The 25177-nt window shown below is 49.0% G+C and carries 21 protein-coding genes, 2 pseudogenes and 1 riboswitch; of the genes and pseudogenes, 7 read left to right on the plus strand and 16 right to left on the minus strand.

Features of this window, described 5'->3' with window-relative positions; translation table 11 throughout:
* Window positions 1-124 precede the first annotated feature (124 nt).
* A pseudogene (locus tag M3650_RS14480) lies at window positions 125-523 on the minus strand (arginase family protein).
* On the opposite strand from M3650_RS14480, the gene M3650_RS14485 reads away from it, so the two are divergent.
* Window positions 458-601, plus strand: a complete 144-nt coding sequence (locus M3650_RS14485) for a hypothetical protein (RefSeq protein WP_251575741.1) — start codon at window positions 458-460, stop codon at window positions 599-601. The pseudogene M3650_RS14480 and the gene M3650_RS14485 overlap by 66 nt on opposite strands.
* Here the strand turns inward: M3650_RS14485 and M3650_RS14490 are convergent.
* The 5 genes from M3650_RS14490 to M3650_RS14510 form a co-directional block, all read right to left on the minus strand.
* Window positions 592-756: a hypothetical protein gene (locus tag M3650_RS14490; RefSeq protein WP_251575743.1), complete on the minus strand. Its 165-nt coding sequence runs from the start codon at window positions 754-756 to the stop codon at window positions 592-594. The genes M3650_RS14485 and M3650_RS14490 overlap by 10 nt on opposite strands.
* Window positions 753-2048 (minus strand): imidazolonepropionase, encoded by a 1296-nt coding sequence (gene hutI, locus M3650_RS14495; RefSeq protein WP_251575745.1) that lies wholly within the window; start codon window positions 2046-2048, stop codon window positions 753-755. The genes M3650_RS14490 and hutI overlap by 4 nt, the downstream gene beginning before the upstream one ends.
* Before the next feature lie 45 nt (window positions 2049-2093).
* Window positions 2094-3758, minus strand: a complete 1665-nt coding sequence (gene hutU / locus M3650_RS14500) for a urocanate hydratase (RefSeq protein ID WP_251575747.1) — start codon at window positions 3756-3758, stop codon at window positions 2094-2096.
* 47 nt (window positions 3759-3805) lie between these two features.
* Entirely contained in the window at window positions 3806-5341 is a 1536-nt protein-coding gene (hutH, locus tag M3650_RS14505; protein ID WP_483311745.1) for a histidine ammonia-lyase, read from the minus strand.
* Between the two features lie 798 nt (window positions 5342-6139).
* Window positions 6140-7054 carry a transposase gene (locus M3650_RS14510; RefSeq protein ID WP_251575750.1) on the minus strand — a complete coding sequence of 305 codons (915 nt, stop codon included), beginning with the start codon at window positions 7052-7054 and terminating at the stop codon, window positions 6140-6142.
* A gap of 486 nt (window positions 7055-7540) precedes the next feature.
* Between M3650_RS14510 and M3650_RS14515 the strand changes: the two genes are divergently transcribed.
* Window positions 7541-8398: an alpha/beta hydrolase family protein gene (locus tag M3650_RS14515; protein WP_251575752.1), complete on the plus strand. Its 858-nt coding sequence runs from the start codon at window positions 7541-7543 to the stop codon at window positions 8396-8398.
* Between the two features lie 23 nt (window positions 8399-8421).
* Here M3650_RS14515 and aspA read toward each other — a convergent pair whose 3' ends face one another.
* Window positions 8422-9846: an aspartate ammonia-lyase gene (gene aspA, locus M3650_RS14520; protein WP_251575754.1), complete on the minus strand. Its 1425-nt coding sequence runs from the start codon at window positions 9844-9846 to the stop codon at window positions 8422-8424.
* Between the two features lie 328 nt (window positions 9847-10174).
* On the opposite strand from aspA, the gene M3650_RS14525 reads away from it, so the two are divergent.
* Window positions 10175-10819: a metal-dependent hydrolase gene (locus M3650_RS14525; protein WP_251575756.1), complete on the plus strand. Its 645-nt coding sequence runs from the start codon at window positions 10175-10177 to the stop codon at window positions 10817-10819.
* A 93-nt stretch (window positions 10820-10912) separates the two neighbouring features.
* On the opposite strand, the gene M3650_RS14530 is transcribed toward M3650_RS14525, so the two are convergent.
* Window positions 10913-11785, minus strand: a complete 873-nt coding sequence (locus M3650_RS14530) for an AraC family transcriptional regulator (RefSeq protein ID WP_019422130.1) — start codon at window positions 11783-11785, stop codon at window positions 10913-10915.
* Between the two features lie 170 nt (window positions 11786-11955).
* On the opposite strand from M3650_RS14530, the gene M3650_RS14535 reads away from it, so the two are divergent.
* Complete coding sequence (locus tag M3650_RS14535; RefSeq protein WP_251575758.1) at window positions 11956-14169, plus strand: GH92 family glycosyl hydrolase; 2214 nt, start codon at window positions 11956-11958, stop codon at window positions 14167-14169.
* Window positions 14170-14255: 86 nt separating this feature from the next.
* On the opposite strand, the gene M3650_RS33135 is transcribed toward M3650_RS14535, so the two are convergent.
* From M3650_RS33135 to M3650_RS14555, 5 genes are all read right to left on the minus strand, one after another.
* Window positions 14256-14828: a YkoP family protein gene (locus M3650_RS33135; RefSeq protein WP_483311744.1), complete on the minus strand. Its 573-nt coding sequence runs from the start codon at window positions 14826-14828 to the stop codon at window positions 14256-14258.
* 190 nt (window positions 14829-15018) lie between these two features.
* The gene (locus tag M3650_RS14540) at window positions 15019-15939 is read right to left on the minus strand and encodes a DMT family transporter (protein WP_251575760.1); all 921 of its coding nucleotides are present in this window, start codon (window positions 15937-15939) and stop codon (window positions 15019-15021) included.
* Window positions 15940-16077: 138 nt separating this feature from the next.
* Window positions 16078-16223: riboswitch (FMN riboswitch) on the minus strand.
* 132 nt (window positions 16224-16355) lie between these two features.
* On the minus strand, window positions 16356-17174 hold the full coding sequence (locus M3650_RS14545) for a GNAT family N-acetyltransferase (RefSeq protein WP_251575762.1): 819 nt from the start codon (window positions 17172-17174) through the stop codon (window positions 16356-16358).
* Window positions 17175-17732: 558 nt separating this feature from the next.
* Complete coding sequence (locus M3650_RS14550) at window positions 17733-19307, minus strand: catalase (protein WP_251576084.1); 1575 nt, start codon at window positions 19305-19307, stop codon at window positions 17733-17735.
* Between the two features lie 222 nt (window positions 19308-19529).
* The gene (locus M3650_RS14555; RefSeq protein WP_251575764.1) at window positions 19530-19814 is read right to left on the minus strand and encodes a hypothetical protein; all 285 of its coding nucleotides are present in this window, start codon (window positions 19812-19814) and stop codon (window positions 19530-19532) included.
* A 41-nt stretch (window positions 19815-19855) separates the two neighbouring features.
* Here M3650_RS14555 and M3650_RS14560 point away from each other — a divergent pair.
* A pseudogene (locus tag M3650_RS14560) lies at window positions 19856-20645 on the plus strand (ABC transporter ATP-binding protein).
* A gap of 186 nt (window positions 20646-20831) precedes the next feature.
* Here M3650_RS14560 and M3650_RS14565 read toward each other — a convergent pair.
* The 3 genes from M3650_RS14565 to rpoD all read right to left on the minus strand — a co-directional run bounded on the left by M3650_RS14565 (window position 20832) and on the right by rpoD (window position 23840).
* A complete protein-coding gene (locus tag M3650_RS14565) occupies window positions 20832-21782 on the minus strand; it encodes an alpha/beta hydrolase (RefSeq protein WP_251575765.1) in 951 nt (316 codons plus the stop codon).
* Window positions 21783-21797: 15 nt separating this feature from the next.
* A complete protein-coding gene (locus M3650_RS14570; RefSeq protein ID WP_251575767.1) occupies window positions 21798-22757 on the minus strand; it encodes a ketopantoate reductase family protein in 960 nt (319 codons plus the stop codon).
* Window positions 22758-22967: 210 nt separating this feature from the next.
* On the minus strand, window positions 22968-23840 hold the full coding sequence (gene rpoD / locus M3650_RS14575) for an RNA polymerase sigma factor RpoD (protein ID WP_036705433.1): 873 nt from the start codon (window positions 23838-23840) through the stop codon (window positions 22968-22970).
* A gap of 528 nt (window positions 23841-24368) precedes the next feature.
* Between rpoD and M3650_RS14580 the strand changes: the two genes are divergently transcribed.
* Entirely contained in the window at window positions 24369-24674 is a 306-nt protein-coding gene (locus M3650_RS14580; RefSeq protein ID WP_233696838.1) for a hypothetical protein, read from the plus strand.
* Between the two features lie 55 nt (window positions 24675-24729).
* Window positions 24730-25032 (plus strand): Ger(x)C family spore germination C-terminal domain-containing protein, encoded by a 303-nt coding sequence (locus M3650_RS14585; RefSeq protein WP_251575769.1) that lies wholly within the window; start codon window positions 24730-24732, stop codon window positions 25030-25032.
* Window positions 25033-25177: the final 145 nt, after the last annotated feature.

A 25177-nucleotide genomic window follows, 5' to 3' on the forward strand; every position in this document is an offset into this window, starting at 1 on the left:
TGGATTTTCCTTACACAAAGCTGGCGATTTCGTAAGGATCAAGTGCGGAATTACAATGGAAGTGCTATGAACGCAAGAAAGCTGCCGGGATATCCCGGCAGCTGCAGCTCGGTGTCGATTGGATTTACGATCGCTCTGCCATTCCGCTCAAAAAGCTCAGCATGAACTGGACGGCCAATCTTGATGTCACATTGCGGACATCAACCGTTGGGTCAATGCAGACGAAGTCCAGTCCCTGGACTTGTGGCAGTATGCCAAGTCGGTATAATGCGTCTAATGCGTCCCACGGGTCCATTCCTCCCGTACCGATGGCTGGACATCCTGGAGCGAAAGCCTGATCGATGACGTCAACATCAAAGCTGACGTATATCGCTTCCGTTCCCTCACCTGCCCATGCCAATGCTTGGTCTAAGATCGCATCGATGCCCTAGCGGCGCACGTCACGTGAAGTGAAGATATGTATTCCGTGACCGGATACATAGTCGTGGTACGGCTTGGAATTCATGAAGCCTCGGATGCCGATCTGAACAATATGCTGTACGTCGTGAACGACTTGAACGCTGCTCGCACAGCCGCTGGAGTGCTGAACGCTCAGGAATGAGAGATGGACGGCTTAGACAGCGGAACGCCAACGATGCCTGCTAGCAGCTGCTCTTGTCCGTCCCACGGTCGGAGCCAATAGGCGACCTTCGTCTCCAAATGATCGCGAAAAGCGGCTTCTTCCGGTGAACGCAGGTGAGGGGTGCGGGAGCTCATCGCGCATTTCCTCCTTTCCCCGTCAAGGCACGGTTCCAGACGACCGGTATTCCGTTCTTGATAACACCGAATGTGTGATTGATGCCGAAGTGATACGGTAAGTAGGCCAGATTGGGCGCATCGAAGATCGTCAAGTCCGCCCGCTTGCCTCTTTCGATGGAACCGATGTCGCCTGCACGCCCAATTGCCGCGGCAGCATTCAACGTGCATGCGGTCAATATTTCCTCAGGTGACATCTTCAAGTTCAAGGATGCCAGCATAATGATGAGCTGGATGGATTCGGTCGGGCATGATCCGGGATTGTAATCAGTAGACAGAGCCACCGGCAGCAGGAACTTGTCGATCATGTCACGGGCCCGGGCATGATGGGTCAGGCCCAGGTTGAAGGACGTTCCCGGAAGCAGGACCGGGACGACGTTCCCTGCGGCCAGACTGGCCAGCCCTTGATCGGTCGTCGTCAACAGATGCTCGGCAGAGATCGCTCCTACCTCGCCGGCCAGCTCGGAACCGCCAAGCGGCACGATTTCATCCGCGTGAATCTTCGGATGTAAGCCAAGACGCTTACCTTCCGCCAAGATGCGGCGCGACTGCTCTACGTTGAATACGCCTTCTTCGCAGAACACGTCGCAAAATTCCGCTAACCCTTCTGCCGCAACGACCGGCAGCATGTCGCGGATGACCAAGTCCACAAATTCATCTGCGCGTCCCTTGTACTCTTCCGGTACGGCATGCGCGCCCATGAAGGTGGACACGACGTCCACCGGATGTGTATCATGGAGCCGACGCGATACCCGCAGCTGCTTCAGCTCCGCTTCAAGCGACAAGCCATAGCCGCTCTTGGCCTCAATCGTCGTCACACCTTGCAGCAGCATTTCATCCAGGCTTCTACAGGCCTTGTCGTATAGCTCTTGTTCGCTCCAGGACCGCGTAGACTTTACGGAGCTCAGAATTCCACCTCCCTGAGCCAATATGTCCAAGTACGGCACACCGGAACGCTTCATTGCGAGCTCATGCTCACGCGATCCGCCATGAACGAGATGGGTATGCGGATCGACCAATCCGGGGGTTACCATACGACCACCGACGTCGATTGTTTCGACAATATGAGCGCCCTCCAAAGCCGTAATCACTTCGTCTTTCTGTCCAACTAGCACGATTCGGCCTTGTTCAATGGCTACAGCTGCATCTGTCATTTGGCGAATACACCCCATCTCTTCCCCGTATCGGGGTTGAATACCTTCAGGAGTATACAAACATCCGATTCCGGTAAGAAGCAATTCAATCTGTTTCAAAGAAGCCAACCTCCTTCACTGCTCTTCTGAATATGACATGTATTGTCAAGATTGCTCGCGCATCGGTATGCAGATCCCATGCTGTTCCGCGGTCACAATCGCTTCGTCATAACCCGCATCGACATGGCGAATGACACCCATGCCTGGGTCCGTCGTCAAGACGCAGCGCAGTCGTTCCGCCGCTTCTTCCGTACCGTCGGCGACGACGACCATGCCAGCATGCAGCGAGTACCCCATGCCGACGCCTCCGCCATGATGTACCGATACCCAGGAGGCCCCAGCCGATGTGTTGATGAGCGCATTCAGAATCGCCCAATCGCCGACCGCATCGGAGCCATCCTTCATGCTCTCCGTCTCGCGGTTCGGGGAAGCGACGGAACCGCAATCGAGATGATCACGGCCGATGACAATCGGGGCGCTCAGTTCTCCAGTCTTGACCATCTCATTGATGGCTAGGCCGAATTTCGCACGTTCCCCATAGCCCAGCCAGCAAATGCGTGCCGGCAGACCTTGGAAAGCGACACGCTCTTGGGCCATCGTAATCCAGCGGCGCAAATGTCCATTGTCCGGGAACAGCTTAAGCACGAGCTCGTCTGTCTTGCGAATATCCTCCGGATTCCCCGATAATGCCGCCCAGCGGAACGGTCCCTTGCCCTCGCAGAAGAGCGGGCGGATATAAGCTGGAACGAAGCCTGGAAACGCGAAGGCATTGTGCACGCCTTGGTCGAATGCGACTTGACGGATGTTGTTGCCGTAATCGAACACGACCGAGCCCATCTTCTGCAAGTCCAGCATCGCCTGCACATGAACAGCCATACTGGCCTTCGATAGCTCGATATAGCGTTTCGGATCGCGACCACGAAAATCAGCTGCTTCTTCCATGCTGTATCCAGCTGGGATGTAACCATTCAACGGGTCATGGGCAGAGGTCTGGTCAGTGACGAAATCAGGCTTAATCCCGCGACGCACGAACTCTGGAAAGATGTCTGCCGCATTGCCAAGCAACCCGATAGATAGCGCTTTCTTCCCGTCCAGTGCTTGCCGAGCAAGCTCCAATGCCTTATCGAATGATTCGGCCAACACATCACAGTAACGCGTCTCAATCCGGCGTTCAATCCGGGAACGGTCCGCCTCGACCGTAATGACGACGCCGTCATTCATTGTTACAGCAAGGGGCTGTGCGCCGCCCATGCCGCCGAGACCTGCTGTCAGCGTCAGCGTGCCTCGCAATGTTCCTTGCGCGTGCTGGCGTGCAGCTTCAGCAAACGTTTCATACGTTCCTTGAAGAATGCCTTGAGTTCCAATATAAATCCAGCTTCCAGCAGTCATTTGCCCGTACATCATCAATCCTTTGTGTTCGAGTTCACGGAAGTGCTCCCAATTGGCCCAATTCGGGACGAGCACGGAGTTCGACAAGAGCACGCGGGGCGCCCGTTCATGGGTACGGAATACGCCGACGGGCTTGCCAGATTGGATTAGCAGTGTTTCGTCGTTCTCTAGACGCTGTAGTTCACGCACAATCGCATCATAGGACGGCCAGTTGCGTGCCGCCTTGCCGATACCGCCATAGACGACCAAATCTTCAGGCCGCTCAGCAACGTCCGGATCCAAATTATTCATCAGCATGCGCATGGCAGCTTCCTGAACCCAGCCTTTGCACGTCAACTCTTTTCCCCGCGGTGCGCGGATGCTTCGCTTCACTTCATTCATCTTGTTACGCCTCCTTTTAGTGTGAATCCTCGTAAAATGAAATTCATTTAATACAACGGTCCAGATACCTTCTCCACAGCATGAAGGAATTCTCCCTTACTTAGTACTGACGCAATAATTTCAATCTCCTTGCCGAGGGAGCGATCTGTTGTTAGTGGCGGTACGAGTTCACGCACCTTGTCGAATAACGTGCGTGTCGACGGCGCAAGCTTATCTACGCCTCGAAATACTGCTGCTTCCGCTGCACAGATGAGTTCAATCGCCAGCACCTTGGCCGTATTGTCGATAACTTGCGCCGCGTGGCGGGCAGCCGTTGTGCCCATCGATACGTGATCCTCCTGATTGGCGGAGGACGGGATAGAATCGACGCTCGCCGGATGAGCCAGCACCTTGTTCTCGGATACGAGCGAGGCACTCACGTATTGTGGAATCATCATGCCGGACGACATGCCCGGCTGCTGGCTTAGAAATGCAGGAAGTCCGCCGGATAATGCTGGATTGACAAGCCGCTCCGTACGTCGTTCGGAAATATTGGCAAGCTCGCTCATCCCGATTTTTAAGAAATCCATTGCAAAAGCCATCGGCTGTCCGTGGAAATTCCCGCCCGAGATGACTACACCCTCTTCCAAAAACAAGAGCGGATTATCGGTTGCGGCATTCATCTCCACGTCAAGCTTATCCTCCACATATGCAAGCACCTGACGTGTTGCACCATGAACCTGAGGCAAGCAGCGCAAGGAATATGCATCCTGAACACGGATATCGCCTTGTCTCGTCGTCAATTGGCTGCCGTCGAGCAGCTTTCTCAGATTGGCTGCAACGCCGATCTGCTCCGGATAAGGTCTGACGCGCTGGAGCTCATCCGCGAACGCATCCGTAATTCCCTGCAGGCATTCAACCGTGAGGGCGGCGATGGCGTCCGCCGTCTTGGCAAGCCGCTGTGCATTCACATAAGTCAACGCGCCGATCGCCGTCATAATCTGCGTGCCATTGATGAGCGACAGACCTTCTTTCGCTTGTAGCTGAACCGGCTTGAGGCCTGCCTGAGTCAACGCTTCATGTCCCCCCATACGCTTGCCATTATAGACTGCTTCCCCTTCCCCCATGAGAACAAGTGCCAAGTGCGACAGCGGAGCTAAATCCCCACTTGCGCCGAGCGATCCTTGCTCGGGAATGATCGGATGCACTCCCCGATTCAGACAATCGACTAGCAATTGAAGCGTTTCCAGACGAATGCCAGAGTAGCCTTTTGCCAAGGCATTCGCCCGTAAAAGCATAATTGCGCGTACGGTGGCTTCGGGCAAAGGAAGGCCCACAGCGCACGCGTGACTGCGGATTAAGTTAGCTTGGAGCCCGGCCGAATCTTCTGATGAAATCGTGACATCGCTAAACTTTCCAAATCCGGTTGTAACCCCGTATACCACTTTATTCGCTTTCACGAGTTCCTCTACCATTTCACGACAACGGTTGACACGTTGTACCGCGTCAGCACCAAGCACGACTGGATTGTAATCGCAGGCGATGGCGGCCAACTGATTAAGTGTCAGCTGCTCTCCTTTTAACGTGATAGGTCCTGTTTGCATTTCTTGCTGTGATTGTTTGACAGCCAATACATTCATCTCCTTTCATGCTTTAACAAAAGAAAGAGGCTGTGCGGAAGTTCTCTACTTCCACACAGCCCCTTGTTGAAAAAGAGCGACCTATGAAATTGTCATCCCATTGATAATGATGAACGCGCACCATATTGCATCGCCCTTTCATTTGGATTCGGTATTTATATCCATTTGCTCTACTATTACATGTGGATGCGCTTCTGTCAAGTATGGTGCATCGACAGAAGATAGTGCAGATATTATACGATACGCATGATGATCATCTCGCCGCTGACATAGTCTATCCATGTTCAGTGACGTGACGGCAGGTACTCCAGTTACAGAAATCCCGTTTCGTTTCCGAGGAATGATGTTCTTACTCAAGCCTTAGCGACACTCTCCCCTTGGCTCAGGTACATAACAAGTTGGATCCAAGAAGACCACGAGTCTAACAAATTCGGCTCGTTCTTCACATTTTGACTTCGCATGTTCAGTCCAAAAAATGTAGGTTCATCGCTGTATGTTTTTTGAACAACGCAAGCATATCATCGCGATATAACTACAAAATTGACTAAAGCATGCTTCATGTCTGCATGCCTCAGGTACGGTGCAGGCACGATCATGTCTCATGATCCCAGAAACGTTGCTGGACACGCTTATGTGTGCACAATGACAGAACGTCGCAAGCAAGCTGCATAATCTACATGACCTGAGAAATTAAAAAGGCGACGATGTCAAAATGAATTCAGATATAATAGAAGTTAGCGTTTCACGTCTGCATGAACTCGGTTACGCAGCGGATTGTGCGGCAGAAGAAGGACTTGTGTCATGATGGGCAAAAAGATGTTCCAAGGCAGCGGGAAAAGACATGCACACGCATAAAAGTCGCTCCCACGTGGACGTAGGTTGAGTAGTTGCATTCAAACGGAAACAAAATTCATCCAGGTACCTCTGAAGATACTTCTCTCCAATTCCGTGAAACGTATCGTTCATCCAGCGACGTGCCCGATTGAAGGCTTGATATAAGCGATTATCCCTACGAGTTCGGTAAGGATGCCGGATAATAGTCGTCTCGAGAGCGGTCTCCGTGACGTGAAGAGCTGTGAAATGGTCACAGCCTGAACGAAGCAGCAACTTCCCCGAAAGATGCTCCTGCTTCACAAGCTTCATCTTGAATTTGCTCTCCAGCCCGTCTTCCTTGACGGATGCAGAAACGATAAGGGGGTACTCCCGGGGATGAAGCTCCAACATAGAATGGTACGTGAGGCCTTGAAAGGCAACTATACCTTGAACTTTGCCTTCTAGTGGCCGCGCGGCGTCGGCATGGCTAATCGCAGCCCGAATCTTGTGCAGCATCAACCAAGCTGTCTTATAGGTTACCTTGATGATCGAACTAAGCTGAACGGCGTTAATGCCAGCATCCGGGCGAGAGGCCAGCCAGAACGCCGTGAACCATTTCTGCAAGGGGGTGCGACTACCTTCCATGACCGTGCCGGTGGTAAGCGAGCTCTGATGCCGACACATGCGGCACTCGTACAGAGGCAACCGGCGTGTCTGAATAATGTAGGCATGGCCATGCCTACAACGCGAACAGACAAAACCCTCCGGCCACTTCATCTGATACAGTAAGCTTGCACATACGGATTCCGAATGAAAATAGTTATGTAACTCTTCCAGCGTATCAATAGATTGCCATGCTTTCATAGGTCGCCTCCTTGCTACAGCTCTTTCCGATCCACAATCAGAACATTTGTTCCTATATATTGATTATACCGAACAAACATTCCTATTTCAAGAGACTTTATCAATTATTCGAGACTTCGAATTTTACGTAGCTTTAGCTTCCTAGAATTTCAGTTTTTTAGTGTGTTCTAGCATGAATCCGCCGTGACAAAAAGTTTTGACTGAGCGTTAGGGAGAGTGTTGCTAAGGGCATAATCACGATGATCATCGTTGGCACAAGAATGGCGAAAAGGCTGCTAAATGTTCGATGACTATCACTTTTCCGAAAATAAGAAATACCGCAAAACACATCAGAAACCAACGGATGAACGACACCTCAACGAACTCTACCGCATATCGGGACATGCCGCGGCCGCTTAAAGCGGGAGATACAATATAATTGTGTCCTATTCTTCATGTTGATATTATCGTGGATAACAAGACTAATGAGAGGGGCATATTCACAAAATGATCTATCACATTACATACTTATCGGATGGATTACGTGTAAAGGGGTATTTGAGCCTCCCCTATGGCCATGAACGTCCAGCCAGCGAAATACAATCCAATATCGAACGATTCTATGGTGAAGGTAATCTGCCCGTTACGGAAATAGCCCATCCTTTGAACCGGGCGAACCAAGATTTATATGAGCAACAATGGCCTGTTCTTATCTATTGCAGAGGAGGCATGGGTAAATTTGGCCGGGTCAAATCGGACTGGTTAGAGCAGTTCTCGCAATTCGGACATCTTGTCTTTGCTCCTACCTACCGCGGCAATGAAGGTGGCGAAGGACGAGATGAATTCGGCGGTGCTGAGCAAGAAGACGTTCGTTCGGCTTATCGTCTGCTGCAAAGTCTTTCGTTCGTCGATCCTAGCCGTCTTTCGGTCATGGGCTTCTCACGCGGTGCCATCAATGCAGCACAAACGGCGGTCGACATGCCGGATATTCACCGGCTCATCCTCTGGAGTGGCGTGTCAGACTTGGCGCAAACGTATGAAGAGCGTATGGAGCTTCGCAGAATGCTGAAACGCGTCATTGGCGGGAACCCCGTCAAGAAACGAGAGTCTTATATTGCTCGTTCTCCCCTTTATATGGCGGAAGATATCTCCTGCCCGATTCTCCTTATTCACGGGACCGAAGATGCTCAAGTGGATTTCAGTCATGGACTCCAGATGTTTAAGAAGCTGCAACAAGATGGAGCAGATGTGGATATGCATACATTTGATGGATATGGACACCTTTTTCCGCCTGATATTCATCAGCAATCGGTGAAACGCATGTTTGCATGGATATCGAGAGACACAACAAAGAGACACCCATAGAATGGGCGTCTCTCAAGTCAGAATTACTCTCGCTCGAACAAAGCTGCACCAGCGATTCCCGGCTTGGTCATTTCATAAGGATCGAGAATCGTATCTAGCTCCTCTTCCGTTAGCACGTTGTATAGCAAGCACAGTTCTCTTACGGACTTGCCGTTCTCCGTCGCTTCGCGGGCGATACGGGCGGACACTTCATAACCGAGATGAGGGCTTAAGGCTGTAATGATGCCAACGCTGTTCTCCACGTATTCGCGGCAACGCTCTTCATTGGCTTCAATCCCCTCTAGACAGTGGGTACGGAATACCTTAAAGACGTTGTTCATCATGCTGAGCGATTGGAGCAGATTGTATACGAGCACAGGCTCCATCACGTTCAATTCAAACTGGCCGGCTTCCGATGCCAGACATATCGTATGGTCGTTGCCGATAACTTGAAACGCCACCTGGTTCACGACTTCGCACATTACCGGGTTGACCTTACCCGGCATGATGGATGAGCCTGGCTGACGGGCTGGCAGACGTATTTCACCGAAGCCGGCGCGAGGACCGGATGCGAGCAAACGCAGATCGTTCGCCACCTTGGACATGTTCATCATACAGACCTTGAGCGCTGCCGATACTTCCGTGTAAGCGTCCGTGTTTTGCGTGGCGTCCACCAGATGCTCTGCATGAATTAACGGGAATCCGCTTATCTCGGCCAATAGTTCCACTACCCGGTGAATGTATCTCGGATCGGCATTTAGTCCTGTTCCGACTGCGGTAGCGCCCATATTAACTTCATACAGGTGCTGCTTGGATTGCTCAATACGCTTCATGTCTCGCCACAACACTCGGCTATACGCTTCAAAGGATTGTCCCAATCGAATGGGAACAGCGTCCTGCAAGTGAGTGCGTCCCATCTTGATAACGTGATCGAATTGAGCCGCCTTCTTCCGATACGTCTCGTACAATTCTCCCATCGTGATCAAGAGTTTATCGATAAGCGTCAACACCGCAATATGTATAGCGGACGGAAACGCATCGTTCGTAGATTGCGAACGGTTGACATGATTATTCGGGCTTAAGCTGGCATAATCCCCTTTTGCTTTCCCAAGCAGTTCAAGTGCCCGGTTCGCAATGACTTCATTCGAGTTCATGTTCATCGAAGTGCCTGCTCCGCCCTGGATCGGATCGACAATGAAATGGTCGTGCCATTGCCCGTCAATGATTTCATCCGCGGCTCGAACGATGACCTCGCACATCTCGTCCTGAAGCTGCTTCACTTCCATATTAGCCAGCGCCGCAGCCTTCTTCACGATAGCTAAACCGCGAATCAGCTCCTCATTCATGTGTGCGCCCGTAATCGGGAAATTCTCCACAGCGCGCAGCGTCTGAATTCCGTAATACGCTTCGACAGGAACTTCCTTTTCTCCCAGAAAATCTTTTTCGGTACGGGTTAAATGATTCGTCATTTTGATCCCTTTCCTTCTCTTATGATCGGTTTTTGAAACGCTTTCATACTGCGTCATAAAAATGAGCACGTCCCCATTTACGTGACAAAGATAGAAAATGTAATGTGCCCACTATGATTGTAGCTCCCTTTTGATAAATGATCAATTTTTAAGATAAAAAACATTATATTTCACTTATTTTGCACGCCGTATAGAGTCAAATTATTAACACTTCTCTGCACTGGCTATGAAAGGCTTGCTAATTCTGTACGAAAATAGGTATAATGGCTAGATGCAAACATATGTTTGTGCCTCCATCAGGATATTAGCAACTATGAAAGGAGAACATATGAAAGGATCGACACACCTTACTATCGGTATTGCCGTCGGAGCTGCCGCAGCCGTGTATTATCCATTTACCTTTAAGAATGCGTCCTTATATATTGCGGTATCGGCATTATCCGCCTTGAGTGCGGATCTGGACGGCCCTAGCATATTGAGCAGCAAAATCGGCAAGATTTCCAGATGGCTGCATGAAATACTCCTCTGGCTCGGTGTCTGTCTTGCCGCTGGAGTCATCTACCAGTATTCGACGCAGGCATTTGTCAGTCAAGAATTGAGTATCGTCTCGGTAGTCGTGCTGCTGCTCGGCTTTGTCGCCAAAGAAGGCGTCACCCGCAACATTATGGTAAGCATGGTTGGCTGCGGGCTGCTCTATTGGGGATGGACGTTGGGTTGGAATTGGTTGATCGGCTTGGGTGTGTTTGTTGCCTGGGTTCCATGGCTCAGTCATAGGGGGATGTCACATACCATATGGGCCACCCTGTTATGGGGTTGCATCGGATGGGGCCTGGAGCAACAGCTTCGCATTGAAGGCATCACTGCCGTATCCATCTGCGGTTATGCTTCCCATCTGATTGCCGATACTTTGACACCAAGAGGCGTTAAATGGCTCTATCCGCTATCTAACCGCTCATTCAAAATTCGCCTATAAGCATAGCTAGAAGATTGGGACTTCTGATTGGAGTCCCGATTCCCCCATCACACTTCTCCTCCTCCTCATGGATTAAAATAGGAATCACATGCATTAAATCAATTCAATGTTATTATGCTTGCGGTACAGGGTCGGTGTCATGCCCATCCGGGACTGAAACACGCGGATGAACGTCGGGTAAGATTTGAACCCGGCCTCATAGGCAATGTCGGTAATTTTCATGTCTGTACCGATCAGCAAGTTGCAGGCATGCGCGACGCGGATTCGTTCCAGAAAGGAATAATAATTTTCTCCGACCATTTGTTTGAAGGCCGAGCTTATATAAGAAACGCTGTAATTGTACCGCTTCGATAGTGTATCCAGCGTTATATCTTCTTTGAAATTCTGGTACACGTAATGAACGACTTCCCACATTCCTCTGCGAGGGTTCCTTCCGTAGCTTTGAGGCCCTTCGTCCAACCTCTCCTGACGGTAACGGTCGAATAAGATGAACACCTGCGTTAGCTTGGCGAGAAACATCATCCGGCTCCACGGCTTCTCCTCACGCGCCTCCTCATGCATTTGCTGAAGCAGCAAATGCACCTCTCTTGCTGTCACCTCGTCCAGCTTGTATGTGGTGTTCTCGTCATTTTCAGCACCCTTCAGCAAGCTGTGCAAGGCCAAGAACGAGTCTCCCGCGCCAAAAAAAGCCTTCAGACCGATCGCTCCCACATATAAATGCAATTCATCTCCGGGAGCGATGTCTAGCTCATGCACCTGATGGGGAAACAATAAAGTGAAGGTGCCCGGCGTCAGTTCCTTTTCTACTCCGTTGATGATTTCTTTTCCTTTGCCTTTCAAGGCATACGTGTATTCAATGAAATGATGCACATGGGCGGGCACAGGCACATTCAAACGATGAATTTTCAGTGTGAACGGAAATTCCCCGTGGATTTCGTCGTCTCCATGCAAGTTGTAAGGAAACATTCCAATCACTCTTTTCTTCCTAATATAAATGACAGCTATCCTTATTTTATCATGAAAAGTGATAGAAATTATAAAAATATGATAGGTGTAATATGACATATCACCATACAATATAACATGAAAGGCATATTTAATATGACATTCAATTTTAACATGAGGAGAGACAATAGATGAGCTTACTAAAGCATGTGAACCCTCTGCAAGGAACAGATTCCATTTATCCGTATTCGAATGGGAACACTCTGCCCCTGATTGCGATGCCGTTCGGAATGGCATCTTGGAGCCCGCAGACGAACGAAGCCGCTGGCGGCTGGTTCTTCAGCCCGAACCATAATCGACTAGAGGGCATCCGGCTGACTCACCAGCCGAGCCCATGGATCGGCGATTACGGCCATATGACCTTAATGCCGCAGACTGGACCGCTTAAAGTGTGGGCGCCTGAGCGCTCGTCTTCGTTCCGCAAGCAAGACATGATCGTACGTCCGGACTACTTTAAGGTCCAACTGCTTCGCTACCAGACGACGATGGAACTCTCGCCGACAGCGCGTTGCGCCAGCATCCGGCTGACGTTCGATCGTCAGGATGAAGCGAGACTCATTCTGTCGACGTTCCCTGGCGAAGCGTCGATGACGATCGATCCGGACAAAGGCACGTTGACTGGCTACACGACGGCGAAAGCAGGCGGCACACCGGACAATTACCGCATGTACTTCGTCATGAAGTTCGACTGCCCGGTCGCTGCAGACGCAAGTGGCTTGTCCGATCATGAATACAAGCCGGTAAACAGCTTGTCGAAGACAGGCGAGCGCATCGGCGCGTATGTTGGACTGACCGTTCCTGAGAACGGCATCGTACATGTCAGCATGAGCACTTCCTTCATCAGCGAAGAGCAGGCTTTCATTAACTTGGAGCGCGAAGTTGGCAGCCGTACCTTCGATGAAGTGAGCAGCATGGCGACGGACACATGGGAAAAACAGCTCGGCGTCATCGAAGTTGAGAGCGACGACACGGATAAGTTGGATACGTTCTACACTTGTCTGTATCGGACTTCCCTCTTCCCGCACGCCATCCATGAATATGATGCAAACGGCAAGCAAATCCATTATAGCCCGTACAACGGCAAGATTGAAGAAGGTCCCTTGTTTGCAGATATCGGCTTCTGGGATACGTATCGTACATCGTTCCCGCTGTACAACCTCCTCTACCCTTCTTTCGTCAATGAAATGATGCAAGGCTGGGTCAACGCATATAAGGAAGCCGGCTGGATGCCGAAATGGGCTTCCCCTGGCGAGCGGAGCATGATGCCGGGAACGTTGATTGACGTATCATTTGCAGATGCCGTCGTAAAAGGAAACACCGGCTTCGATGTAGAGACGGCGTTCGAAGGATTGTTAAAGCATGCCATGACCGTTTCCAGCGACAATCGATACGGACGCAAAGGCATGGGCGAATATTTGAAATACGACTATATGCCTGCTGATATTCACACGCATGAGAGTGTGTGCAATACGCTCGACTACGTATTCGGCGACTTCTGTATCGCACAGATAGCGAAACATTTAGGCCGTGAAGAAGAATACGAACAGCTTATGGAGCGCGCTAAGAACTACAAAAACTTGTTCGATCCAGCCGTAGGCTTCATGCGTGGCAAGCTGCAAGACGGCAGTTGGCTCGAGCCGTTCGACCCGACGATGTGGGGCGGTCCGTATACAGAAGGCGGCGCTTACCAGAGCAGTTGGGCAGTGCAGCATGACCTGTTAGGCCTTGCCGAGCTAATGGGCGGGCGCGAGCAATGCAAGAAGCAGTTGGATGCGCTGTTCGCAGCAAAGCCGGAGTTCAAGGTTGGCTCGTACGGCTTTGAAATACATGAAATGTCTGAAATGGCAGCCGTCGACTTCGGACAATTCGCAATCAGCAACCAGCCAAGCTTCCACTTCCCGTACATCTTTGCGGCGCTTGGATACCCGTCCTTGACGCAACATTGGGTACGCAAGACGATGGATGAACTGTTCAGCTCTCGCCCAGACGGACTTCCAGGCGACGAGGATAACGGCAGCTTGGCCGCATGGTACGTCTTCGGCGCGATGGGCTTGTACCCGCTCAGCCCAGGAGTTCCGGAGTATGTCATCGGAACGCCGCTGTTCAAGCGGATGACGGTCCATCTGGAGAATGGCAAACAACTTGTCATCGAAGCGGACAATAACTCCGCCGCGAATAAATATGTGGCAGACGTACGCATGGATGGCGCACAAGTGGCGACGTTGTACTTGGAGCACGCTAAGGTGAAGAACGGAGGAACAATCTCCTTCGATATGGCGAATTCGCCACGTGAAGACCGCTATGACGAAGCAGCGCTTCCATACGCGATGTCAAAACAAGGTTAATGGCAGAAAAGGGTGCCCCTCGGTGAAGACTCGGGGCACCCTTTCTTTTTATGAAATGAGACGTGTCAGCAGTTGTTCCAGTTCGTCTATGTAGAAGGATGTCCATAAATTTTTTCAAGCTTGTTTTTGGACATCACTAAATATGTCGGGAGATGCCGCTTCTTGAATCGATTTATCGGATTTGACACCGAAATTAAATGAATAGGCAGTTGATTAATCCATTTAAACCCCCGATATAACGGATTGGAAATAGGCACCACGTCAAAGCCGAGTTGTCGGCATCCCCGATTTAGCATGGTGATTCCAATGATGGCTTTGATTTCATTCCCTCTCGGATGGTTCTGGATGAATTGGCACACGCCCGGCAATGAACGATCCACGCACCGATAAATGATGCGCCCCTTTTGAACGTTATTCGTTACATGCAACACTTGTCGCAACAATTGTACATTGTACAAATGAATCTTTACTAATAGATCCTTGTTCCGGATGCATGTTCCGTCAGACATCGCTATTTCCTTACCTCGATAAGTTAGCAATTTTACTCTGAAAATATTCTGGTTCGCACGGTCGATATAAGTAAGCCGTCGCAGTGAGCAGTATATAGGATCGAAAACGTTCCATGTGGATAACAGGTACATTTTTAGTTTCATGCGCATTCCCTTTCATAATCGGCCAATGATGATTAATTTGCATATTTACAAGGAATTTATGATGGGAGTTGAAGGAAAATAATTGCACGAAATAATGTTTTTTCCGACACTATAGATGAAAAACGGTTAGGTATCATGAAAAAACCTCCCTGGTGCATATACCAGGAAGGTCAACGGTAATATATTCGAATAGCATTTATTGCTGTCTAGAGACCAGATACAACGCAACCCATATTAGGACGAATCCCGTCAATTGCGGAATGGTGACGACCTCCTTGAAGACGATCCAGTTCATCATCATGCCGACGAGCGGGAACGACAGCTCCGCAAGAGTTGCGTAAGAAGCTTTCGTAACGGATAAGCCGCGGTAATATAACAATAAACTTACGAGTCCCAGCAGCAATGCCTGCATAATGATATAAAATGATACCGTGCCCAACTGTGCTGCAGGGAGACTCCAACTTGGATGTTCGTTCCATGTAAGCATGAACAACAGTGGCAGTGCCAACAGGAATCGCAATGCCGTAACCGTTTCATATTCCATCTTGTCCAGCATTAATCTGCCCATTACGGTGGACCCGCCCCATAGAAACGCGGCCCCGAAAGCAAGCAGACTGCTTACCCCTACGACCTCACGCACGTGGCCTATTGGCAATGACCATCCAAACGTAAGCAAGTATGTGCCGGCAACTGCCAGCAACAGCAGCATAGGGAAGCGTCTGGGAAGTGTTTCTTTCAACAGAACACGTGCCAGTATGACGGCAAATATCGGTTGCAGCTTCTGCAGAAGCAATACCGCATTCGGATTACCATGTGCGAAAGCTTCCGTGAACATGATGGTCGCCATTACCGAGCCCCCCCACGAAATGAAAAGGAGCGCGAACAAATGACGCCAAGAGCATCCCCGAAGTTCCCTCCGGTGCACCCATAGAATGGGGGCTGCATAAAGGAGTAAAATGAGATGTTCGATGAGGACGATTTGTGTCGAAGTCAAGTACTCCAACACTAGAACTCGGAAGATGGGCCCCAGTCCCCATAGGGCTGCCCCTAGCGCAACGAACAGAACTCCTCTGCGCGTGCTGCTGTTCCTCTGTTCAACGTGAATAACGTGGTCCATATTCAATAACCTCCAAGGTCGTTGAATATAGGATCTGGCTGAAGAAGACATACGTCGCCTATCCGTCATGATGAAGGTCATGATGAAGCAAATTCCGCATTAGAGCTGTCATGTGCAGTTCTTCACGTGAAACGCTTGAGCGATCTTCTCCCATCCGGACTATACCGTCGGCCTTGGAGTTGCACCAAGTCAGTCGCTGCAAACATGCAGCGAGTCGCGGGCTTGGGGCTGCTTCTCAGCCCTTCACCGCCGGTCAGGAATTACACCTGGCCCTGAAGATCCTTATTCAAATTCATAATGTAGGCATTCGAATAAACGGTCATGCCCCGTTATTAATTATAACTCGAATTGGATTTACATCAATATAATAATTCTCCTATACAAATTTCCAATTCGGCTGTAGAGGCTATTGCAATTTAGCTCTGCTGAAAAGCCAGCTCTCTAATGATGCCACGCTCCGCAAATCCAATCTTTCTGTACACATTATTCGAGTCGGGATTGACCATATCCGCATACAAGATTGGAATCAACTGTTCTTGTTGAACGATGTCACACAGTTCAGCGACCAAGGCGCTAGCGTACCCCTTTTTCCGATGCTCGGGAGCGGTATAGACGCTGTTAATCCGCGCATGTCTCGGTGAACGATGGGCAATCCGTGCCATTGCTACGGGCTCTTCCTCCCTCGTCCATACCATCATATCACCCGATGCAATGGAACGCTCAACGAATGGAACCTGATCGGAACGAGGAACTGCCGTGCCCATTGCCTCTGCGATAAAGTCAGTGACGAAGCCGCTAATCGTATTTACATGCTCCGGGGCTGCTCTCCGCATCGTCCCCTGCACATTCGCCGGCGCAGTCACATGCTCGCAAGCGTACGATTGCAAGTCCATTTGAAGCTTATATGATCCGCCTACCATGTCCGTATACATCTGTGCGAATAATTCGGCAACTTCCGGATGAGCGGAAATGCCGGGAATGTCTTTATCGCTCGTAAGCTCACATAATGCCATGATGAGCGACTGCTTCTGTTCCAATGTTGCTTCTTCGCTCACCCACAGCCATGCATGTTGTCCGGCGGTTTGGGCAAAGACGGCGTCTCCCTTCTCCGTCCTCATTCGTATGCTGCAATCTTGCGATCCGCAGATGCGATGCAACAGCTGGTACTCCACTTCATTGTCTGTGAAGGGCCGCCGGATAAGCACCGGATCGTTCGGGGAACATGAAATCCACATAATATAACCTCTTTCTGCCGTTTCATTTTTTTGTATTCTAACTAGTTTGGTAGTAGGTGTCAATCCATTTTAAAGAGCGGCGGCCGAGGTTTCAAAGCAGGCCCGTGTCCATTACATAAATAAACTGTGACATAAAAAAACCTCCCTCGGACTGAACGAGGGAGGCATTTTACCTTGCATATACGCTTATCGAGATAGAGATTGCTGGTAGTTCATGAAGAAGTGGAGAAAAATACCTCATCCCTGGTGGGTGCGGTAACCACATTATTGCTGCAGCTCACAATTCTCTGCAACGGTGTCAATGTCATGAATCAGCACCTCTTTAGCCGGAAGAATTCATTTTTGATTTAATCTTATATTGTATGTTCGTTATCCGTCCCCGGCACCTCTCCGCTCCAGATTTGTTTGGTCTCCCTAAAACTTTGGGTGGTATAACGAAAAAGCCGCTCATCACCAATAGATGAGCGACATTGTATATCCATTCAGAACAGAAAACCAAAATCATTCACTACTGCCGGGATGAACAGCTTCGTCGAAGTCATATCGTTTCTTCCTATTTTAATACGAATCAGTCTGATGCCCTTTACTCTCAGCTTCCTTGACAGCTTCGCCTGTATCCGCAGAGCCAATCGGGCCGTGATTGGCCGTACCTTGATTCGCATATTGCTGCAGTCCTTCAGCTACTCGACACCCATACTCTTCATCACATTTCGTAAATAACTCAACCATCCGCTCCTGGATATGGGAATTGCACGTTTTTAAGGTGTTCACGAGATTTAAGATGAGATCATCGCGCTCGAAGTCATCAAATGCCCGATAGGTTTCACCTGCTTGCTTAAAATCATTCGTTCGGTCGATGCTTTCGCGAACTAATTTCCCTTCTACATGCGGCGTGTACTCGTTATCTGTTTTCGGCGCCTCTTTCAATCCATTCAATGAAGATGGCTCATAGTTAATATGCGGATTTTGGCCTGGAGCGGCATCCACATAATAGGCCATTTGCCCGTCACGTTGATTGGTAGCCACACGTTTCTTCGGCGCATTTATCGGCAGCTGCAAATAATTCGCACCAACACGGTAGCGCTGGGTATCCGAGTAAGAAAGTGTGCGCCCCTGCAGCATTTTATCATCCGAGAAATCCATGCCGTCCACAAGAACTCCGGTGCCAAAGGCAGCCTGCTCGACCTCGGCAAAATAATTTCCCGGGTTTTTATTCAATACCATTCGTCCAACTGGCAACCACGGGATCTCATCTTTCGGCCATATTTTCGTGTCATCCAATGGATCGAAATCAAGCTCAGGATGCTCATCGTCACTCAATATTTGTACGAACAGCTCCCACTCGGGATATTCTCCGCGCTCAATCGCTTCATATAGATCTTGTGTGGCGTGATTAAAGTTTTTACCTTGAATTTCTTCAGCTTCCGCTTGCGTCAAATTTTTAATCCCCTGCTTCGGCTCCCAATGGTATTTAACGAGAACGGCGTGTCCTTCTTTGTCCACCCACTTGTATGTATTCACACCGGACCCTTGCATCTGTCGATAGTTAGCCGGGATCCCCCATGGCGAGTATACGAATGTGACCATGTGGACCGTCTCAGGCGAGTTGCAGCAGAAGTCGAAAAATCGTTCACCGTCTTGAATATTCGTGATTGGATCCGGTTTGAAGGCATGAATCATATCCGGAAATTTGATCGCGTCGCGAATGAAAAATATTTTAAGATTGTTGCCGACCAGGTCCCAGTTTCCGTCCTCCGTGTAAAACTTGACTGCGAAGCCCCGCGGGTCGCGTAACGTTTCAGGGGAATGACCACCGTGAATTACCGTTGAGAAGCGGACAAAGACAGGTGTTTTTTTACCCGCCTCCTGAAACAATTTCGCTCGGGTATACTTGGAAGCCGGCTCATCCCCGACTTTTCCGTAAGCTTCAAAGTACCCATGCGCACCCGTGCCTCGTGCGTGAACCACCCGCTCAGGAACACGTTCACGATCAAAATGTGTTATTTTTTCGATGAATTGGTAATTCTCAAGCGTTGCAGGTCCCCGGTTCCCCACCGTCCGTATGTTCTGGTTATTTTTTACAGGATGACCTTGACGGGTCGTCAGGGTAGATGCTTCTTCTCCTTCCGCCATGCGCTCATCGAGCGCATCCCCAGCACCTGTTACCGAAGTGCCATGTTCCAGCGCATTTTCTTTTTCATTTGTGTTCATTTTCTCATCGTCCATCACTTCATCCTCCTTACGACATGCAAATGGTAAATGTAGGGACATGTGTTATTTTGAAGTAATATGAAATGAATTATTCACTGTTCAATATCTCGGTTCTCTGTAACGGTGTAATGACCCCACAACACACTATACTGCTGATTCTCTCCCGTTAGAATTGTGCAAACTTTTTTTGCTGAAAGATAGGAACGTTGATTCGCAAATAAAATATTGAAGCACTTGGCCTTCCGTCTCATGCATCGCAAGCGGCTCCTCGAACCCATATAAGAGCAATGACGAGGTCCACTGCCAGAAGCGGTCAACGACCTCTTGCAGATCGAATTCTTGCTCCAATGAGCACTTTTCATATCGACAGACTGCTGGACCTTCTTTATGATAGATGGAATAGACTGCGGCGCCGTCAGAGACACACATGCATTATCCGATAATTGATGCAATAAGAAAGGTCAGGAAAGATGAACCATGTAATAGATATGCAGGGAGTATATTGGAAAAATGGCAAGGATGTATTGCTTAAGAATGTCAGCTGGAAAGTCGGGATCCAGGAGCATTGGGCTGCTTGGACTGAACGGTTCGGGGAAAACGACGCTTCTTAATATGATCAACGGATATATCTGGCCGACTCAAGGAACTGTATCCGTCTTGGGCCATCGTTTTGGCCAAGTCGATTTGCGCGATCTTCGCAAGCTCATCGGATGTGTCAGCTCTTCCCTACAGGAGAAGCTGTATGGATCCGATAAGACCCAGCTCGTCGTCATTAGCGGGAAATATGCCACTATCGGCTTATATGAACAATTGTCAGAGGAAGATACAAGCCGTGCCGAAGCGCTGATGCGCACACTCGGCTGCGGTCACTTATGGGATCGCGAGTTCAGGACCTGTTCGCAAGGTGAGAAGCAGAAGGTGCTGATTGCCCGGGCGTTGATGGCCGACCCTCAAATTTTGATTCTCGATGAACCGTGCAATGGGCTGGATCTGTTCTCGCGTGAAAGACTGCTCGACAGTATTCATGAGCTGACGTAGCAGGAACAGACACCTACATTACTCTATGTAACCCACCATACCGAAGAAATTCTCCCTGTGTTCAGCCACACACTGTTGCTGCGGCAGGGTGAGGTCATCCATAGCGATGCAACGGAACGGATTATGGAGGCAGCTACATTGAGTGATTTCTTTGAAGCTCCCGTGGTAGTAGAGAAGCATCGTCAGCGCGTGTATGTCCGGGTTCCGCATTTGGAGGATTGAAAACGAAACAAATCGAGGTAGAGGGTATCCGCTGGAGAGACCTGACGATCGCCTTTGAATCCAAGTCATCCCCGCGCAGTCTTATCCCAATGACTTGGATTCAACAGCGACGGAAGCGGATACTCCCACCATTCTTGTTTCTTTTTTACTTCATTTTGGGGTTCTCAACAAGGGTAGTGCAAGCAATTAACGATTAACTCCGAAAAATGTACACAGCGAATCAGCTACTTCCTCTATCGCTTCTATTCCTTTATCGATTTCGTCGGCAAAACTGACAAACGGATGAATCGTGCCTTCATAACGATGCAAGACGACAGGCACACCGGCCTCCTTCATCCGCTCAGCGTAGGCTTCACTTTCCTCCCGCAGAGGATCAAATTCAGCAGTAATGACAAGCGCAGGCGGCAAGCCGGTAAAATCAGTAAATAAAAGAGGCGAAACCCATGGATTCGTTGCTTCTTCTTCATGACTGTTTAAGTAGTTGTCAAAGAACCATGTCATTTGATCTCGGGTCAAAAAATAGCCCTCGGCAAATTCCCTGTATGTAGCGGTTTGCATAGACGCATCGGTTACTGGGTAGATCAGGACTTGATAAGCAATTTTGAGCGTTTTTCTTTCTTTGGCCAAATGAGTGACAACTGCCGCCAAGTTACCTCCAGAACTGTCTCCCCCAACCGCTAGACGGTTCGGATCGAGTTGAAGCTGTTCCGCATTGTCAAAGACCCACTGCGCCGCTGTGTAGGCAGCTTCTACTGCAGTCGGGAATTTGTTCTCAGGGGAAAGCGGATAATCTACAGACACGACGGCACAGTTAGAAGATTTCGTTAACCGGCGACAAATATCATCAAAGCGGTCCAGATCGCCAAGCACCCAACCTCCCCCATGATAATAGACGAGTACGGGGTGAGGTCCCTCAATTGCTGGTGTATATATCCTTATCGGAACTTCCCCATGTGCACCCTGAATTGTAAGATCGGAAACTGCTCCAACCTGGATTTTTTCTTTTGCGGACAATAATTCGGTTTGCATTCCCATTTGTCGTTGAAGCTCTCTAGCGATAGCAGGAGGTAAACTTTCAATCGGCGGTTGTCCTTTTAGTTTCTCCAGAAAAGCTTGAGTTTGATGATCGAGCGGCATCAGTCAACGCCTCCTTTATTGAGTGAAATATTTGTCGATATGGTCTTTAAAGCCTATGTAATAAGGTATCTCTATGTTTTTGGCTTGGCCGTCGTTGAGTACATCATAGTACATCCCGAGCATTTCATCTGGGGAATGTGCGATATGAGCCTTCAACATGTTTTGCATTTCTTCTTGTTGAAACATCTTGCGGGTAACCATCGTCAGCAGAAACAAAGGCAGTGTATCATACAAGGATTGAGGAGCAACTTTCTTTACCTCAAACCCTTTTTGTCGACATACCCGGAATCCTTCCCGCATGGCCAAATAAGTCTCTTTAATGAATACGGGATTACGGGAAAATTTCTCTACGGACCCAGCCTTGACGACTCCGCCGAGAAATGAGGCTGCCCACACATAATGTGTAGTGAGCCAAGTGGTCATATATTTTGAAACTACTGGTTTAAATCCCGCTTGCTTGAAAATGGCCGCTGCTGCTTTCACTCTCGGTGTTATTTCCCCATTGACTTCACCTAATAGATTCGGAACGGCAAAGCTAGATTCGAGAAAACAATCCAACCTGTTCTCTGTTTTACCTCCGCCTACTGACGGAAAACCAAGAAAATATTGCGAAGCTCGAAGATAGGGTTCGATCTTTTTCCTAATTTCCCACATGTTTTGGAAAAATAAAATATCGGCCTCACCTGCAGCCTCCGCTAGCATTGGCAACACGGATTCCAACTGATTATATTTCACACAGACGAGAATGAGGTCGTATCCGTCAGCAGAAGTAAATTGATCCGTCACCTTTGGCCGATAGATGGTGTTGATTTGCACTGGTTTTTTTCTTCGCTTGTCAAGGCAAGAAATAGGTACTTCTCTCATCGCTTCCAGCTTGTGTGGCCGAACATATAACGTAACGTCATAGCCAGCTTCATGAATAACCCAGGCATAAGCCGTACCGATTACACCTGCACCTATTACTAATATCTTCACGCTAACTCCTCCTCATCGATGGAGCTGAACGTATCCGAAGCATCTTCCCGCTGTGTTTCGTACGGTTGATTAATCCGTCATCCAACAGCTCGTGAAGCGCTTGAGTAAACATCTCCCTCGGCAACATTGACGCCACCCGTACATATGAATAAAGGAACACGCGCTTCAGGCGTGTTCCCATCAAAATATAAGTAAAGTGCAGCTTCGTAATTATTCTAGGAAATCCTTCAATCGCTTGCTGCGGCTAGGATGTCTCAGCTTGCGCAGCGCTTTCGCTTCGATCTGACGAATCCGCTCCCGGGTAACGCCAAATACGTGGCCCACTTCCTCCAACGTACGTGTGCGCCCATCATCCAATCCGAAGCGAAGACGCAGCACGTTCTCCTCGCGTTCGGTCAATGTGTCCAACACATCTTTCAGTTGCTCCTTCAACAGCTCATAGGCAGCGGCATCCGCCGGTGCCAGCGCTTCACGATCCACGATAAAGTCTCCTAAATTCGAGTCGTTCTCTTCGCCGATCGGTGTTTCAATCGATACCGGATCTTGTCCGATTTTCATGATCTCCCGTACCTTCTCCGTGCTTAGCTCCATTTCTTTAGCAATCTCTTCTGGCAGCGGTTCACGGCCAAGCTCCTGCAGTAACTGCTTCGTAATGCGATTGAGCTTGTTGATCGTCTCGACCATGTGTACCGGAATACGGATCGTTCTGGCCTGATCGGCAATGGAACGCGTAATCGCCTGACGAATCCACCAGGTCGCATACGTGCTGAATTTGAACCCCTTCGTATAGTCGAATTTGTCCACTGCCTTCATCAAGCCCATATTGCCCTCTTGAATCAGATCAAGGAGCATCATGCCGCGGCCAATGTATCGTCTCGCAATGCTGACGACGAGACGCAAATTCGCTTCAGCCAGTCTTTGCTTGGCTTCTTCATCTCCTTGTGCGATCCGTAAAGCCAGGTCAATCTCGTCCTCTGCGGATAGGAGTGGAACGCGTCCAATCTCTTTCAAATACATACGCACGGGGTCATCCAATTTAATCCCCGGCGGCAGTGTTAGGTCGTATTCTTGTTGGTCGTTCATCACAATCCAGTTCCCCCCTATATACTACTTGCAGCACTGAAAATATATTTGACAAAAATCCTATAATGTGGTATGATTTTGATTAATTATATTTATTTTTATAGCATCCGTTATTCTATCATTTTTTTGGGCCTAAATCAACACCTAAATTTCACCTTCTCGCATTTGCAGAAGGTTTTTTTTTTTATTCTACGTAAGTTAAGCCTAATTGGTTCATATGAAACTCTTAGGTAAACCCATTAAATACATATGGATTATAAGAAACCAACCCTCTCTGTGATGCTACGGATGAATCCATGAGCACACTCGTCATTGTACAACATGAATGAGTGCTACAGCAATTGTTGAGGTGAAACTCTTTTACACCGATATCTAATCTATTTTGACGAATGATATTCAAATTCTCCTTCGATCTATTTTCAGCTATCCCTAAAGTTATTTCATCGTTCTCTACGTACCTCTTATTGTGCGCCTCCCTGAACCTTCGTTATAATGAAGTCATAATATTAGCTGCAAGGAGAATCCTCAATGAATACGAAAGAAATCGAAGAACAGATTATTCGAAACTACCAACAAGACGAACAAATGATGATACTTGTGTTCGCGCAGTGGTGTATCAATCATGACCTTGATCCCGCTGAGTTATATCATCGCGCCTATCCGAAGCAAGGAGAAAACCATGCGTTGCAAGAAGCGATGGAATTGACGGTTGCCAAGGAAGAAGCTGGAGACATTCCCCTTGATACATTGCTTGGCGTCTTGTCCTTATTTGGCAACGAAGACTTGGCGTTCGTCGTTACGGAGGAAATCAACAAGCTCAAGAAGAGCAAGTAACTGAGCTTTTCTTACACAAGCTGCTCTCATATGAACAAACATAAGGATGAGAATCATGACGTGTCAGGCCGGAACGATACATGAACAAATCGAGATAAATGTTGAACGGCTGCAAACATTATTTACACATGCTCCGGACCTGGTTATTATTGCCAAACAGCTGCAGCAGAAGTTCGAGCGGCTCATTCGCAAGCTGCAAAACGCAAAGATTGATCCTACTGGCTTCGGCATGTATGCAAGGGCATATGCATATCCGCAATGGTTGAAGGTAAGCGATAACTGGGGCGAGGCGTTCAAAGACGCCGAGGTTAATGTGAAGGTAAATGTAAAAATAATTGGTATGGGCGCCGTAAAATAAAATCGAACGCGCAGGCGGTTAAATTTATGAGAGCAAATTGAAGTCAAAAGGAAACATGCATGGTGGGGGGTCTGCTTTCGTTGCTTTTGAATCCATGGCATTTGGTTAAGAATGTGCTCTGGAGACATGAATTCAAAGGCGATCG

Source organism: Paenibacillus sp. MER TA 81-3 (assembly GCF_023713585.1).
Lineage (GTDB): Bacteria > Bacillota > Bacilli > Paenibacillales > Paenibacillaceae > Paenibacillus_B > Paenibacillus_B profundus.

Bases quoted from the DNA above. Each gene is read 5' to 3' on its own strand.
- M3650_RS14565 (WP_251575765.1), bottom strand. From the start codon at position 21,782: ATGCCGCTCGATCATCAAACTCAAGCTTTTCTGGAGAAACTAAAAGGA.
- M3650_RS14585 (WP_251575769.1), top strand. From the start codon at position 24,730: ATGACGTGTCAGGCCGGAACGATACATGAACAAATCGAGATAAATGTT.
- M3650_RS14510 (WP_251575750.1), bottom strand. From the start codon at position 7,054: ATGAAAGCATGGCAATCTATTGATACGCTGGAAGAGTTACATAACTAT.
- rpoD (WP_036705433.1), bottom strand. From the start codon at position 23,840: ATGAACGACCAACAAGAATACGACCTAACACTGCCGCCGGGGATTAAA.
- hutH (WP_483311745.1), bottom strand. From the start codon at position 5,341: ATGCAAACAGGACCTATCACGTTAAAAGGAGAGCAGCTGACACTTAAT.
- M3650_RS14545 (WP_251575762.1), bottom strand. From the start codon at position 17,174: ATGTGGATTTCATGTTCCCCGAACGATCCGGTGCTTATCCGGCGGCCC.
- M3650_RS14535 (WP_251575758.1), top strand. From the start codon at position 11,956: ATGAGCTTACTAAAGCATGTGAACCCTCTGCAAGGAACAGATTCCATT.
- M3650_RS14490 (WP_251575743.1), bottom strand. From the start codon at position 756: ATGAGCTCCCGCACCCCTCACCTGCGTTCACCGGAAGAAGCCGCTTTT.
- aspA (WP_251575754.1), bottom strand. From the start codon at position 9,846: ATGACGAATCATTTAACCCGTACCGAAAAAGATTTTCTGGGAGAAAAG.
- M3650_RS33135 (WP_483311744.1), bottom strand. From the start codon at position 14,828: ATGCGCATGAAACTAAAAATGTACCTGTTATCCACATGGAACGTTTTC.
- M3650_RS14530 (WP_019422130.1), bottom strand. From the start codon at position 11,785: ATGTTTCCTTACAACTTGCATGGAGACGACGAAATCCACGGGGAATTT.
- M3650_RS14580 (WP_233696838.1), top strand. From the start codon at position 24,369: ATGAATACGAAAGAAATCGAAGAACAGATTATTCGAAACTACCAACAA.
- M3650_RS14525 (WP_251575756.1), top strand. From the start codon at position 10,175: ATGAAAGGATCGACACACCTTACTATCGGTATTGCCGTCGGAGCTGCC.
- M3650_RS14515 (WP_251575752.1), top strand. From the start codon at position 7,541: ATGATCTATCACATTACATACTTATCGGATGGATTACGTGTAAAGGGG.
- hutU (WP_251575747.1), bottom strand. From the start codon at position 3,758: ATGAATGAAGTGAAGCGAAGCATCCGCGCACCGCGGGGAAAAGAGTTG.
- M3650_RS14485 (WP_251575741.1), top strand. From the start codon at position 458: ATGTATTCCGTGACCGGATACATAGTCGTGGTACGGCTTGGAATTCAT.
- M3650_RS14555 (WP_251575764.1), bottom strand. From the start codon at position 19,814: ATGTGTGTCTCTGACGGCGCCGCAGTCTATTCCATCTATCATAAAGAA.
- M3650_RS14550 (WP_251576084.1), bottom strand. From the start codon at position 19,307: ATGGCGGAAGGAGAAGAAGCATCTACCCTGACGACCCGTCAAGGTCAT.
- M3650_RS14540 (WP_251575760.1), bottom strand. From the start codon at position 15,939: ATGGACCACGTTATTCACGTTGAACAGAGGAACAGCAGCACGCGCAGA.